The sequence below is a fragment of the Micromonospora sp. NPDC048894 genome, assembly GCF_040649765.1.
GTDB classification, from domain to species: Bacteria; Actinomycetota; Actinomycetes; order Mycobacteriales; family Micromonosporaceae; genus Micromonospora; species Micromonospora antibiotica.
In genome coordinates, this window is record NZ_JBEZFY010000015.1 from 1 (window position 1) to 13,250 (window position 13,250).

A 13,250-nucleotide genomic window follows, 5' to 3' on the forward strand; every position below is an offset into this window, starting at 1 on the left:
CACCCGCCAGACGCAACCAGCCGAACCACCTATCGCCGCCCCTGCACCAGCCGGGAGCAGGTAACCACCGCTCCATCAAAGCGGGGGGAACTCAATCGGCGTGTTCCAACAACGCCCCAGCCAAGGCTGGGGCAGCCCAGCACAACTATCCGACCCCGCCTACCAGGCCAACGCCTTCTACCACAAACTGCTCACCATCCCCGGCTGGGAAACGATGCCACTCACCCGGGCAGCCCAAGCAGTCCAGGTCTCCGCCTTCCCCAACGCCTACACCAAATGGGCCGACGACGCCTCCCACCTGGTACAACGCCTCACCAGCACACTGACCGACTGCGCCGCCGTCGGATTCCCCGCGCTCCCGCCCGGCTTCACGGTGCCCGCCGACACCCCACCGGCAGTCGCGACTGCTATCACCTGGGCCATCCGCCAACTCAGCACCCCGTACCGCTTCGGCGGTTCCTGCACCGACCCGCACTCCGGCGACCCCGCCAAGCAGTGCGACTGCTCATCCCTCATGCAGGCTGCGTATCGTGCAGCCGGCATCACCATCCCCCGCACCACCCACGACCAACTCCACACCGGCACCCCCGTCACCGGCCCGACACACCTCCGTCCCGGCGATCTGATCCTCATCCCCGGCAGTCACGGCACCCGAACCGCACCTCGCCACATCGGCATGTACCTCGGCAGCGGAGTCGTCATCCACGCCCCGAGCACCGGAGACGTCGTCAAGATCGCGTCGCTGAACAGCTGGACCAACCAGATCACAGCGATCCGTCGCATCCTCCCGCAGTGACGACCAAGCCCCAATAGCGCTCCGACCCGATCCTCACACCTGCTGGTGTGGTTGAAACGGACCCTGCCATCATCGGTGTCTTCTCGTTCAAGCGGAGAGTCGATGATGACGGTTGACTGGTGGCAGTTGCGGCACGCCTACGGCCGGGCGACAGATACTCCGGAGCATCTGCGCGCGCTGGAGTGTGGCGATGCCCAGGCCCGTGAGGCGGCGCTGGGTCATCTCCAGGTGGCGGTTCTGCATCAGGGTTTTCCCGAGACCGCGACTGCGCCGGCCGTCCGGGCCGTGACCGCCCTGCTCGCCGAAGGCCGGGCGCATCCGGACACGGTCGATTCGCTCGTAGAGTTTCTGGGTGACGCAGCCTCGTCCGTAGCCTTCCTAGCGGGGAATTCTCACTTCGCCGAGAAACTCCCCGACGTCGCCGATGCCGTGGCAGCGGCATATCCGGTGGTGCTAGCGCTGTTGAAAACGGCGGTGCCTGACCGCGCCTTGTTCTATGCGGAGCAGCTCGCGGCGATCGCCCGGCTGGCACCACTGGTGGACCAGCGCGAGGACCTCGCTGCCATCGTCAGAGATCAGCTGCAACACGGTCCCGGACCGCGAGCTCTCTGGGTCCGTTGCCTCGGCCAGCTAGGCGTGGATCTGCGCGACCTACTCTCCGATCCAGACCCCGCGGTCCGCCTGCGGGCCGCGCTGGCCCACGAGGACGACCCACGGAGCCAACAGCTGATCCTCGCTGCGCTGGCGGAGCCGCCGCCTCCAAGCCTGCACCAGTTCGAACTCGTCCCCGCAGCGATCCGCGTCGCGCCCGACTTCGACACGATCGCAACGGCCGCTTGCGCGGTTGCCAGGCGGGACGGCTGGACCGGATTCGACGACGTGTGGGGCGCTGTGGTGCGCTTTGCCTTCGCCGAGCCGTACGGCCCGCGCCAGCCATTGACCGACTCCCAGCGTGCGCTCCTTCGAGCTCTCGTCGTCAACGACCAGCTCTGGGATCCGAAGAACGGAGACTGCGGGCTGGTATTCAAGGAGGCCGGGCTACCACGCGACCGGGATGCCTGCCGCCAGCTTGCCCAGTGATGAACTCTCATGACCTGGACGTCCTGATCGGGCACCACGACCGCCCGCGAGGCGGCGGGGCTTTGTAACCTTGCGTAGTGACAGGAAGGCCAACTGGACGCCCAAGCATCGGGCCGGCGGGCGCCGACGTGATGCTGGTTGGCTTGTTCTCCGCCAAGGATAAACAGGTTGAGGCGAAACTTGACCTTCTGGCGGCTTCAGTGGAAGCACGTGGTGGACGAGTGGTTGGCCGGCAGGTCCAGAGGCGGGGTATCTCCCGCGGCGGTGCGAGCAGGATGACGTCGCCGTTCTCCCGGCGCACGCTGCTCAGCTCGGGCAAGGCCCACGAAGTCGCCGACGCATGCCGGTCAGCCGCGGTCGCCATGGCCGTCTTCGTCAACCCGTTGACCGACCATCAGCGGACAGTTCTCAGTGATCTGTTCGGTTGCCCGGTGGTCAGCGGCGACGACCTCACCTGAACATCCGCTCATGCCGTTCTCGCGCCGCTGAAGGTCACCGGCCGCTGGCGTCAGCGGCCCGGACCCGCCGATCGCGGTACGGTTCCGCAGTGCCTGCCAGCGTCAAACAACCGTTGATCTTTGTCGACATCGATGGCGTGTTGATCCCGCTACGGGCTCGACCGCACCAGGTTGGTACTCGTTGGAGCGGCACAGCGGTGGGCGGTGCCGACCACCACGGCAATCCTCTGTTGGACCGTCTCGATCCCGCCGACGGTCAACGGCTACTCGCCCTGCCAGGTGAGCTGGCCTGGGCCAGCACCTGGATGGCCGAAGCCAACGAGGTCGTGGCACCCCGGATCGGTCTTCCCGCCCTCCCCGTCATCGACTGGCCCGACGACGACGGGGAACCACCGCGTGGAGTGCACTGGAAGACAAGACCGTTGGTGCGCTGGGCGGCAGAACGCCCATTCGTCTGGCTCGACGACGAAACCACCGACGCTGACCGGCGATGGGTCGCCGTACATCACCCACAACCGGCACTTCTGCACCACGTCGACCCACACGACGGACTGACCCACATCGACCTCACGGCAGTACGCCGATGGCTGAACCACCACGACATCGGCTGCTACCGCGAGTCGAGCGGTCCGGCCGACTGACCGGACCGCCGACAAGCGATCAACGTGCCGCCAAGCGACCCAGGCGTGGGGATCTCGCGTTAGCGTGCCGACCGAGGACTACGGCCCGCGGCTCAGTCGAAGATCTGGTTGACCGTGACCTTGATGTTGTCGGGGTTGCTGTCGACGATGATCCACCAGTGGTCGTCGTAGGGGACCTCTAGGACCACGGGGGTGCGGTCGTAGAAGCCGCCGAAGAACTCGTACTCGTCGCCGTCGACGTACGCCTGGTACTCGTCGTCGTCCATGAGGCAGACCCGGGCGGTCGACCCGCGTAACCCGATCTCGAACGCGGCACCGCCCGCGCACGTGCCGAGGTTCCAGTAGAGGTGGTCCACACGCTATGTGTAGTGGATGATGACGCCCGGTAGGAAGCGCGAGCCAACGAGAAATATCCGCGCGGCAGAGATCCTGCGGCGCGTCACTGACGTTGCGGGGCGCAGAGAATGCAGGGGGTGTGTCCCCTGTAAGAGCACATCGTGCCGATAGCCTGCGGGAACAGCGGTCAGCCCTGAACAGTCCTGCCTCGGTCGGATAGGGATCCCGGGGAATCACGCGGGATTAGCGAACCGGGCTCGACGACCGGACGGCAGCGCGGTAGCACCTGGCGCGGCAGCTCAATGGCCGGGTTGGCCGGGTGGGGGCAAGGCCGCCTTGCGCCCAGCGATGAGACGGTCGCAGATGGCGGTGAGCCGATCGTCGAGGGTGGGCACCTGGTCGCGCTGTTCGTAGGGCAATGGGGTGCTGGTGTCGCGGTGCGGGCACTGTTCGCCGGCGCGCCAGTCGGGGCCGGTGGGGTCGGGGCGGGGGTAGGCGATCCCGCAGGTGTCGCAGACGAGCAGGTGCTCGCGGTCGTGGTCGTCGCCGAGGTGGGTGGAGTTGGGCCCGCCAACCCATCCTGGACCACACCGCGGCGACCTGGTTGTCGCGGCGGCCCGATAGTCCTCGAGTGCCGCCTGTTGGATCTGCGCCCAGGTGACCCCGGGCGGCTGGTGCAGCACGTGCAGGAGGTGCCTGTCGACGAGCCGGCCGGCGGTCAGCGCGGTGGCGGCAGGGCGCAGCCTCGGGCGTTCGCCGTCGTGATAGGTGACGTCGAGCAGCTGCGAGGTCTTAATGTCGACGGTCGAAGCATGCTGGTTGTGTACGAAGCGGTCCGTCCGGCTGGCCGGCGATATCAACGTCAACAGGCGGCCCGTTCAGGCTGCCTGGCTGCGGGCGGCGCTGGTGCGGAACGGGTGGGTGTACTCGGTGCCACAGCCGGCGCACCAGGCTCGGAACAGCAGACTGGTTGCGGTGTCGACGGGACTCGGTATCACCTCGTAGCGGGTGCCTTCGATCAGGGTGTAGAGGCCCCGCCAGTGGATCGGGCAGAGGCAGGCCGCCGTGCTCATGCCGTAGCCTGCCCGGTGTCCTCGGAGTCGAGGGCTCGCCACTCTCGTGGCTTGGCGCCGGTGGCTTCGGCTACTTGGGCGACGTCGCGGTGGTGGTAGGCGGTGCGGGCGCCGGAGATGGACATCCCGGCGGCTGCGGCCAGGTCGCCCAGCGTGTAGGGGCGGGGCTGGACGAACTCGCGCCCGTAGGCGATCAGCTCGCGGATCCGCTGTTCGGCTTCCTCTTTCGCGCGGCGGGCGCTGGCCAGCGCACCGATCAGCGGGTCCTGATCGCCGTCGTCCCACGCGGCCCGCAGGTTCTCGAGAGCATGTTCCTGGTCTTCGGCGGCTTCGTCTCGCGCGGCGAGGAAGCCGTCATCGTGTTCCTCGCCGGGTTCGGGTTGCGGAATCGGGTAGAGGATCGCGGCCACGTCGGTGAAGATGTCTCGTCGCGTCATGCCCTACATTCTGCACAATCTTTTGCGATGATCGCAAGAGGTTGCGCAACCCGCAATGAAGTCCGGCTTGATTGTTCGATCTTGTCCGAGAAACGACCGCTCTTCGAACAAGATCGAAAACACCCGACTGGCCCGGTCAACGCCGCGCAGACCGACGGAAGGCGGGTTGCGACCGTGGCTCTATGGGGCAAAGGGGGTGCTCAACCCGTTGCGGTGCAGACGCGCCCATCGTCGCCGAGCAACAGTTGGGCACCCTGGCGGACTGCGTTCCAGTCGGTCGTCGGGGAGCGGTCCAGGTTCATGGCCAGCCAATGCCGCCGTTGTTCGTGTTCTCGCCGCAGATGGGCGAGGTCAAGGTCAACCTGAGGTAAGCCGCCGCAGCGTTCCAGCTCGTCGACCCGCTGCCCCATGATGTTCATCAGCTCATGGTGCAGAGCGTGTACGGCCTCAAGGTATGCGGCGGTCGGAACGCTGACCCGGAGGGTGGGGCCTGCGGTGAAGCCGAACTCGCCGTCGTCCTCGTGCCGCCAGTCGATGGTGACCTCGTCGCGGTCGCTGCGGGTGGTGCGCCAGAACCGGAGCTTGGGAGGATGTCGCAGGTATCCGAAGTCCAGGTGGTGCGTCCCGTGCCAGATCGCGGCGGTGACGACGGGGTGGTCGGGCGCGTCCGGGGTTCCGTTGCCCGTCCGTTCATCACCCGGCTCGGCTACGAACTCGAGCGGATCCCGAACCCACTGGACCGGGTGGGAGGCGATAAATGGTTGCAGATCTTCGGGCACCGGGTCTAGCACTTCGGGTGCAAGAGCAATGACGTCTTCCCAGAGCCGGGCCAGGTAGTAGTCAGTGTAGGGATGTGGGTGAACCTGCCGGGAGCGGCGTAGCAGTTCCTGCCCGCCAACTTCGAGCCAGTAGCAGCCCTGGGTGAGCCCGAACCAGTGCAGCCTTGGCTGGTCACCGCCCCAAGGCGACACCTCGTCCAGTGGGTACAGATCGAACCGGAACCTGATCACCGACCCAGTATCCAGTAACGTCCAACGGTCGATCGATGGCGCAACGGATACACCCCGAATTACCACTGAGGACGATGATGGCAGGTCTCTGACCAGTAGCCCCAGATGCAACGCGGCAGATCCCACCTGAACCGTCCGACGTCCGTATCCGGGAATGCCAGCCATCACGATCTCAGCAGCTCGGAGATCTCAATTGCTTAGGTTGGTGCGGAGTTGGGTGGCCAGGGTGATGGTGTCGTCGTGGGGTTGGGTGTCGAGGTCGGTGAGGGCTCTGGTGAGGGCGCGGAGGAGGGTGCGGATGCCGTCGGCGTCGCCGAGAGCGTGGCGGGCGTGCATCGCTTTGACGTAGAGGGCTTCGTTGTAGTGGTCGAGGGTGATGGCTTTGTCGAGCAGTTCGGATGCAGCCTGCGGATCATGATCGAGCAGGTCGTCGGCGAGGAGAAGGTGGGCTTCGGTGCACCAGCGTCGGATGGTCTCGCGGTGTGGGGGCAGCCATTCGTAGTCCTGGCCTTCGGCCAGCGGCGCGGCGCAGAGGTCGCAAGCGGTGGTGAGGAGTTCATGGCGGCGGGGTCCGGCGGCGATGGTCGCGTTGCGCATCAGGTCCCGCAGGGTCCACACGTCGACGTCGACGGTCGTCGGGTCGAGTCGGTACCGTCCGGCGGTTTTGACGACGTAGGCGTTCTTGGTGGCTGCGGTGCCGGCGCGACCGAGTACGTGTCGCAGGTTCGACACGTTGGTGTGGACGCGTTGGTCGGCTTGGCTGAGGCGGGCGTCAGGTTCGAGGTACTCGCCGATTTCGCGGGTGGCGGCCCCGTCGGGGTGCACGGCGAGGTACACCGCCAGTTCGAGGGCTTTGGCGCGCAGCGGCCGTCCCTGCCCGGTGATGCCTTCGATGCGCGGTGGACCCAGCACCCGCAGCCGAGCGCGTCCCGTTGGGACATCGTCGGAGGGCTTTGCGGTGGCCCGGGGTGGTGCAGTGTCGGCGGGTGGCGTGTCAGCGCGGCTGGTGTGCAGGGCCACGGGCACGGCGGGTGCAGCGGCGGGTGGGGTGCCGGTGTGCGCCTCGCGGAGGGTTTGCAGGATCTCCATCGCCGTGGCGGCTTCCAGCACCGGCAGTTGTGGCGGCACCGGTCCGGCGGGCTGCTCGGCCAGGGGGTGGATGTGTCCGTCGGTGTTGACGTCGACGGTGGTGTCGGGTGTCCATTCACCGAGCAGGAGCGCGGACATGTGTAGGCCCACTCCCAGGGTAAGGGCGGTCTTGGTCCGCATCCGGGCAGTGGGGGGTGGTGCGTCGGTGATCAGGACGATCGGTGGCAGGGCTACCGCGTCGGGGGTGGCCGGGTGTGGGGTGGTGTCGAGGTCGGTCAGGGTGTGTTCGTCGAGGATGCGGCTGCGGTGCAGCAGGTGGGTTTCGATCGTGGTGAGTGCGTCGGTGAGGGTGTCGACGAGGTGCAGCCGTGGCCACGGGGCGAGGGTGGTGGCGTCGGAACCGAGGAGGGTGGTCAGGGTCCCGGCGTCGATGACGATTTCGCCGCGGGCGTCAGGGTGGTGGAGGTCGCCGGAGGCGAGGACAGCGACGAGGGTGGCGCGGGCGGCGGCGTGCGCGCCGTCGCCGACGACGCCGATCCCACCACCGGGCAGCGACGTGAGTACGGGGTGCAGGCTCGGTGGCTGCTCGTCGCTGCCCGGCTCTGATGGGCGGGCGGTGACGGCGCGGCGGACCTGGACGACCGGTGCCGGCAGCGCGGTGAGGGGTTCGCTGTCGGGTTCACCGGTGTAGCGGCGGCGACGTTGCAGCCAGACCATCGTGGCGGCGGCGCTGATCGCGGCAGCCAGCGACCACGGCAGCCACTCGGTGACCGACAGCCGTACCCCGTGGTCATCGGTGGTCGTGGTCGGTTCGGTCGGGTCGACGGCCGTGGGTTGTTGCGGGGTGGGTGACGGCGCTGATGGCGTCCCGATGATGGTCGGGGTTCCCGGCGTGCTGCTCGGGCTGGTTGCCGGCGTTTCGGTGGTGGTGTCGGACGGTCGGGTGGTGGGTCCTGCGGGTTGCGGGTCGGCGCTGGCGGAGGCCGGTGGTGGCACCGGACGGTGCGGGGCCTGCGGTGGTGGGGTGGTCGGGGTCGCTGGGGTCGCGGCGTGTGGTGGGCGGGCGTCGGCGGGTAGCCGCAGTTCCCAGCCGGGGTAGATGAGGTCGCAGTCACGCAGGGTGCCGCCGCTGCCGGGGAAGTGCCGGTGCTTGTTCAGCTGGCAGATCTGCGGCCACCGGTTCGCGTCGCCGAGCCATTCCTTGGCGACCTTGGACAGGGTGTCGTGGCGTTCGACGGTGTAGAGGTACCGCTGGTCGGCGACCTGGATGATCGCCGGGCCGGAGGCGGGGGCCTGGCGGGGAACATCGACACGCTCGGCGGTGGCGACGGGGGTCGACGGCCGGTCAGGTGTTGCCGCCGCGTCGAGGGAACCGGCGGAGGTGACGGCGAGCGCGGCGGTGCCGGCCAGGCCGAACACCAGGCGGTGCAGTGGGGCCGGCAGCGTGAGCGCCGGGATGCGCCACCGGGTCAGCGTGGTGACGAGTTCGGCGACGAGGAGCAGGGCGAACACCGCCCACAGCAGCCACATCACCCAGAACGCGGCATCGATGAGAGCGTCGGGGGTGAACCGTCCGCTGGAGCGTTCGAACCATGCCGGAATCTGCGACCACTCCGGTAACCGCCGCAGCGGGTTCCCGCCGGCGAACCACAGCATCGCCGGCACGACCACCAGGAGAATGACGGCGGCGATCACGACCCGGGCACCGGTGGCAACGGTGCGGGAGAGAGGTACTCGGCGGTGGGGGGTGTCGTGGGGTGGGTGGACCGTGGCCCGTGTGCCGTACTCGGCGAGCCTGTCGCCTCTGTCCGGGGACATCTTCGGCACCCATCCCTCCCTGCGACTCATCGGTGAAGCTCTCCGCATACAAGAGAATGCACGTCGCTGGCTATTGCGTCGAGAAGGATTCTCACCATCCGCGCACAAAGGATCACACGGACAATCAGGGTTGACGTCGCCACACCCCCACGGGCCAGACTGCCCCCCATGCCACACGGGGACACCACGGCAGCGATCGATCTCAGCTCCGCCACCATCGCCGCCACCGTCAGCCGCGACGGCGCACGCGTCCCGATCCTCATCGACGGCCGCCTCGTCATGCCCCCCGGTGTCGTCATCGGCCCCACCGGGCACCTCTACGTCGGCGTCGACGCAGCGACGTCCATCCCGGCGGACCACCGCTTCGTCCCCGACCCGACCGCCCTGCTCGGCAAGACAGCCCCCGCCGATGCCACCGATGTCGCACCCACCGACCCGGTTGACCTACTCGCGGCGGTACTACGCCACGTCGGCCAGCACGCCTCCCACCAGATCGGCCAGCCGATCACCGCCCTCACCGTCACCATCCCGCCGAGTTGGGGGCCACGCCGCCGCCAACAGGTCACCGAAGCAGCACACCGCGCCGGACTACCGTCCCCCGCCCTGGTCACCGCACCCGCTGCGCTCGCCGCCTACGCCACGACTATCGGCCACCCCACACCCGCCGGCTCCTGTGTCCTCGTCTGCCAGGCCGACCGGCACCCGGCAACCCTCACCGTCCTGCACACCGTCGACGGCGGCTACCACGAACTGGCCACCCGGTGCCTCGACGACACCCCCGACCTCGACCGCCTCATCACCGACGACCTCATCCACACCGCCACCGAAGACGACGACCCCCTCCGCACTACCGACGACGATCCCGCCACCACAAACGACCACCGCGCCCTCACCGATGCTGTCCGCACCGCCCGGCAACTCCTCGTCACCCAGGAACGCGCCCCCGTCCTGCTCCCCGCGCCCCGCCAACCCGCGATCATCACCCGTGAGGACGTCACCCGCGCCGCGCAACCCGTCTTCGACCAGGTCCCCCGCGCCGTCGCCGACCTCCTCGACGCCGCCGACGTCGACACCGGCCACCTCACCGCCGTCATCCTGCAACCAGACCCTGGCCTGCCCGCCGTCGCCGAGCATCTCGCCCACGCCACCGGCACCACCCCTGTGCTCGTCGACCACCCCCACGCCCTCGCCGACGGTGCCCTGACCCTCACCGCTCACCACCAAGCCGCACCCCGCGCCGCCGCCCGACTTCCCCGCGTCCGGCTACGGATCAGCGACCTCACCGGCACCCTCCTCCTTGGGGCCTGTTCCCTGGCCCTGCTCGTGCAGGCCGTCCTCACCGCCGACATCACCATCCACAACACCTGGGTAGTCGGCGCCCGCACCTCGCTACCGCAACTCGGTATTGCCGGTGCCCTCGCCATGCTCACCGCCATCGCGATCGCCCATCTCGCCCCCACCACCTGGCTCTCCGGCACACCCACCACCCCCGCCGAGGAACCCACCACCGGCAGCCTCATCCGCCGCAGCTACCTCGCCGCCGCCGTCGGCGGCACCATCACCGCCACCCTCTACGGCCTCGCCACCGGCACCGCCTTCTCCTTCGACTACACCTCCTACCTGAAATGGACCCTCGGCGGCGCACTCCCCCTCGCCGCCTGCGCCACCCTCATCGCCGCCACCGCACCCCGCATCCCCGCCCACGCCCTCCCCCACTGGCTCACCCTCACCCGACCCGCCATCACCCACGCCACCACCGCCGCCGCCGGCATCTGGCTCATCCGCGCCGCCTACACCCTGTCCACACCCATCGACCTCACCGGCATGCCCGGCCTCGCCAGCACCATCGGCGCCGCACTCCTCGGCACCGCCACCGCCCTGACCGGCAGCCGCACCCGCACCATCCGCCTCATCACCACACCCGGCCTCACCATCGGCTACGCCCTCGTCATCAGCTACAACACCCACAGCGCCCTGATCATCGGCTACCTCGTCGCCCTCACCTGGTGGGGCATCCGCCTCACCGCCGACACCCTCCGACTCGCCTTCCCCCACACCGGAAACGCCCTCCACCGCCTCCTTGACCGCCCCGGCAACTGACGACCCGAGGAAGCGCAGACCAGCGCCGTACGCTGACAGCCCGATGAACCCGCAAGTCGGATAGCGCGCATTGCTGCGACGACGCCGAGCACGGCGTGGAGAGGTTGCCCGTGATCAGCTGGCTCATGGATGTGTGGTCGCGGACGCACGTCGTGCAGATCGTTGACGGCGGTGAGGACGCGGGTCCCCTGGCCGACCGGGCGATCCTGGCCGAGCTACGAAACCCGTCGACGATCGAGGCGGCATGGAAGCTGACCACGACCGGCCGCTTCACCGGAGACATCTGCCGTTGTCCCGGCGACACCACCATCGCGCTCCACGATGACTCCGGTGTGCTCATCACCAGCGCCAGCCTCCACGGCTACGGCAACATCAGCTGGGAACGGCAACGCCTACACAACGACCTGCACGTGGCAGATCCCGCTGCACTGCATCTGCTCCTGGCCACCCACGGCGTCCCGGACCAGATCCCGTTGTTCCTGACACCACTGACCGACCTGCTGAACCTGCACGAAGGACACCCACAGTTCCGACCCGCCGGAAACGCCGGCAGGCAGCACCTGACCGAACGGGCCGTCCCCCACGTGCTGCACCCGGCCCTGCTGCCCCTCACCGGCCAACAAGCCGGCGCACTGTCCACAACACAACTCGATGCAATGAACGACCAGCTCACCGCCGCCGCACCCTCACCGGTCGACCGCGCGGGAATCCTCCTGTCATGGCTCGGTCGACTCCCCATCCCCGCCGAGGCGTACTGGGGCGAAGGAGCACTCATCCGGCACCTCCTCGCGGACATCCCCCGGGCCGACATCGCCACCGCAGCCCGTCACGCACCCACCGCACACACCACGATGGGCGTAGTCAACCTGGCCCTACACTCCGGCGACGACGGCACCCTCACCACCGCCATCGGACCGGCCCTGCGGCGACTGCTTCCAGCCGTCCCAACGCCCCCACACTCGCACTGATTGTCGAGCGCTGTCGCAATTATCCAGGCGCAACCTCTTTGTCTGACGGAGCGGCGCACCGCCCTCCGCCTACCGGCAGCTACATCAGCGAATTGGGCAGCAATCAATATTTGATTCGTCGACGGAGCACTAGAAATCTGCTCACGTACGAAACGTATCATGCGGAAAAGCGCATCGGCATCCGATAGCACTTGCCGGTCGAGCCCCCTCATGGCAGGCATCTCCTGTGTCGAATCAGGAACCCGCCCACTGCACGAACTATGGGCACTCGACCCTGCGAATATGCGGACGCCGAAGTTCACTTCGGACCGCCTGAATGAGAGCAGGGCACAGTCGACTGACCCCCACCAATTGCGTCATCGCGGTTCGCCTGCACGATTTCACTACCAGAAAGGAAGACACCAGCAGCCAACTACTCCACCTGGAGCCGCCAATCCCACATCTGCTGCATACGGAGCAGGTCCACATCCCGCCGGCTCTCCCCGACCCGACCCCGACCACCGGCCGGTCCACACCGAGCCATGGCAGCGGCGTGAACTCGTCCTACGCCGCCCCGCCCTGGCTCCACCTCACCGCACGACCCGAAGCCGGCCTCCACCCACGGAGATCCGGCCTGCCATATCCAGGTGAGAGTGCCCGGCCACGATGCCAGCTTTCCGCGTCGCGGTCCGACATCAAGGCCACCCCAGCGCCTCACCTCACCTCGCCGAATTTCACCGAAAGGCACCCCTCATGAGAACGCTTCACAATCCTCGGATGCGTATCAACATCGACCGACCAAAGGGAAACGCCCCCAGCGCCGGTTTGTCAAACTGCCGGTCATCCCAGTGTGGCGTGAACGCACCCCACAGCACGCAATCCCCGCTTTCAGTCTGCGCTGATGATGATTCAGTACCGGCCGCCATTCAAAGGGACTGGAACAAGGATTCTCGACAACACGATCAGCAGTGTCGAACAAGCGCATACAGCAGGGTCAGGCTTGACACTTTTGCGCCGCAACGGGTGGATAGATACACACAGCAAATACAGCCGACGATCACGCATCACTGCGGCAGCGCTGACACTTTCCGGCACCCCTCAGGCCGGAATCCCGAGAGGAAATCCGACCCATGCCCGCCTTACCCACCACCCGCTCCCGGCACCGTGCCGTCCGGAACTACCGGCCACCGGCAACCCACCGGACCTGGCAGACCACCACGGCAGCCCGGTCCGACCGGCACGGCAGGTCGCCCATGAGTGACCACACCGCCCCCGAATGGCGGCCCGACCCGCTCCTGACCATCGACGACCTCGCCGCCTGGCTGGGCAAGCCCAAGAACACCCTCTACGCCTGGCACAGCCGGGGCAAGGGTCCCCGCGCCATCCGCGTCGGCAACACCCTGCGCTACCGGCGCAGCGAGGTCGAACGCTGGCTCGACGACCACACCGACTCGGAGCGGTGAGT

13 protein-coding genes are annotated in these 13,250 nt (G+C 67.9%); 7 read left to right on the plus strand and 6 right to left on the minus strand.

All coding sequences use genetic code 11. The features are described from left to right. The first annotated feature begins 100 nt into the window (after nt 1-100). The 4 genes from AB0C22_RS25975 to AB0C22_RS25990 all read left to right on the plus strand — a co-directional run bounded on the left by AB0C22_RS25975 (nt 101) and on the right by AB0C22_RS25990 (nt 2,975). Entirely contained in the window at nt 101-796 is a 696-nt protein-coding gene (locus tag AB0C22_RS25975) for a C40 family peptidase (protein ID WP_357537551.1), read from the plus strand. Between the two features lie 102 nt (nt 797-898). Further along, nucleotides 899-1,876, plus strand: coding sequence for a hypothetical protein (locus tag AB0C22_RS25980; RefSeq protein WP_357537553.1), 978 nt, complete (start codon nt 899-901; stop codon nt 1,874-1,876). A gap of 275 nt (nt 1,877-2,151) precedes the next feature. Further along, nucleotides 2,152-2,334, plus strand: a complete 183-nt coding sequence (locus AB0C22_RS25985; protein WP_357537555.1) for a hypothetical protein — start codon at nt 2,152-2,154, stop codon at nt 2,332-2,334. A 113-nt stretch (nt 2,335-2,447) separates the two neighbouring features. Next, the gene (locus AB0C22_RS25990) at nt 2,448-2,975 is read left to right on the plus strand and encodes an HAD domain-containing protein (RefSeq protein ID WP_357537704.1); all 528 of its coding nucleotides are present in this window, start codon (nt 2,448-2,450) and stop codon (nt 2,973-2,975) included. A gap of 92 nt (nt 2,976-3,067) precedes the next feature. Here AB0C22_RS25990 and AB0C22_RS25995 read toward each other — a convergent pair whose 3' ends face one another. The 6 genes from AB0C22_RS25995 to AB0C22_RS26020 all read right to left on the minus strand — a co-directional run bounded on the left by AB0C22_RS25995 (nt 3,068) and on the right by AB0C22_RS26020 (nt 8,615). Further along, nucleotides 3,068-3,331, minus strand: a complete 264-nt coding sequence (locus tag AB0C22_RS25995) for a DUF1883 domain-containing protein (protein ID WP_357537557.1) — start codon at nt 3,329-3,331, stop codon at nt 3,068-3,070. Nucleotides 3,332-3,610: 279 nt separating this feature from the next. Continuing rightward, nucleotides 3,611-4,177, minus strand: coding sequence for a hypothetical protein (locus tag AB0C22_RS26000; protein WP_357537559.1), 567 nt, complete (start codon nt 4,175-4,177; stop codon nt 3,611-3,613). A 12-nt stretch (nt 4,178-4,189) separates the two neighbouring features. Beyond that, the gene (locus tag AB0C22_RS26005; RefSeq protein WP_357537561.1) at nt 4,190-4,384 is read right to left on the minus strand and encodes a hypothetical protein; all 195 of its coding nucleotides are present in this window, start codon (nt 4,382-4,384) and stop codon (nt 4,190-4,192) included. After that, nucleotides 4,381-4,821, minus strand: a complete 441-nt coding sequence (locus AB0C22_RS26010) for a hypothetical protein (RefSeq protein WP_357537563.1) — start codon at nt 4,819-4,821, stop codon at nt 4,381-4,383. Before AB0C22_RS26010 ends, AB0C22_RS26005 begins: the two co-directional genes overlap by 4 nt. A gap of 200 nt (nt 4,822-5,021) precedes the next feature. Beyond that, nucleotides 5,022-5,831 (minus strand): DUF5984 family protein, encoded by an 810-nt coding sequence (locus AB0C22_RS26015; RefSeq protein ID WP_357537565.1) that lies wholly within the window; start codon nt 5,829-5,831, stop codon nt 5,022-5,024. A 189-nt stretch (nt 5,832-6,020) separates the two neighbouring features. Further along, nucleotides 6,021-8,615: a transcriptional regulator gene (locus AB0C22_RS26020; protein ID WP_357537567.1), complete on the minus strand. Its 2,595-nt coding sequence runs from the start codon at nt 8,613-8,615 to the stop codon at nt 6,021-6,023. Nucleotides 8,616-8,906: 291 nt separating this feature from the next. On the opposite strand from AB0C22_RS26020, the gene AB0C22_RS26025 reads away from it, so the two are divergent. From AB0C22_RS26025 to AB0C22_RS26035, 3 genes are all read left to right on the plus strand, one after another. Beyond that, on the plus strand, nt 8,907-10,838 hold the full coding sequence (locus tag AB0C22_RS26025) for an Hsp70 family protein (protein ID WP_357537569.1): 1,932 nt from the start codon (nt 8,907-8,909) through the stop codon (nt 10,836-10,838). Between the two features lie 152 nt (nt 10,839-10,990). Continuing rightward, nucleotides 10,991-11,806, plus strand: a complete 816-nt coding sequence (locus AB0C22_RS26030; RefSeq protein ID WP_357537571.1) for a hypothetical protein — start codon at nt 10,991-10,993, stop codon at nt 11,804-11,806. Between the two features lie 1,232 nt (nt 11,807-13,038). Further along, the gene (locus AB0C22_RS26035; protein WP_357537573.1) at nt 13,039-13,248 is read left to right on the plus strand and encodes a helix-turn-helix domain-containing protein; all 210 of its coding nucleotides are present in this window, start codon (nt 13,039-13,041) and stop codon (nt 13,246-13,248) included. Nucleotides 13,249-13,250 lie beyond the last annotated feature (2 nt).

Coding starts and splice junctions, on each gene's coding strand:
- AB0C22_RS25985 (WP_357537555.1), top strand. CDS start 2,152: ATGACGTCGCCGTTCTCCCGGCGCACGCTGCTCAGCTCGGGCAAGGCC.
- AB0C22_RS25980 (WP_357537553.1), top strand. CDS start 899: ATGATGACGGTTGACTGGTGGCAGTTGCGGCACGCCTACGGCCGGGCG.
- AB0C22_RS26025 (WP_357537569.1), top strand. CDS start 8,907: ATGCCACACGGGGACACCACGGCAGCGATCGATCTCAGCTCCGCCACC.
- AB0C22_RS26010 (WP_357537563.1), bottom strand. CDS start 4,821: ATGACGCGACGAGACATCTTCACCGACGTGGCCGCGATCCTCTACCCG.
- AB0C22_RS26005 (WP_357537561.1), bottom strand. CDS start 4,384: ATGAGCACGGCGGCCTGCCTCTGCCCGATCCACTGGCGGGGCCTCTAC.
- AB0C22_RS26035 (WP_357537573.1), top strand. CDS start 13,039: ATGAGTGACCACACCGCCCCCGAATGGCGGCCCGACCCGCTCCTGACC.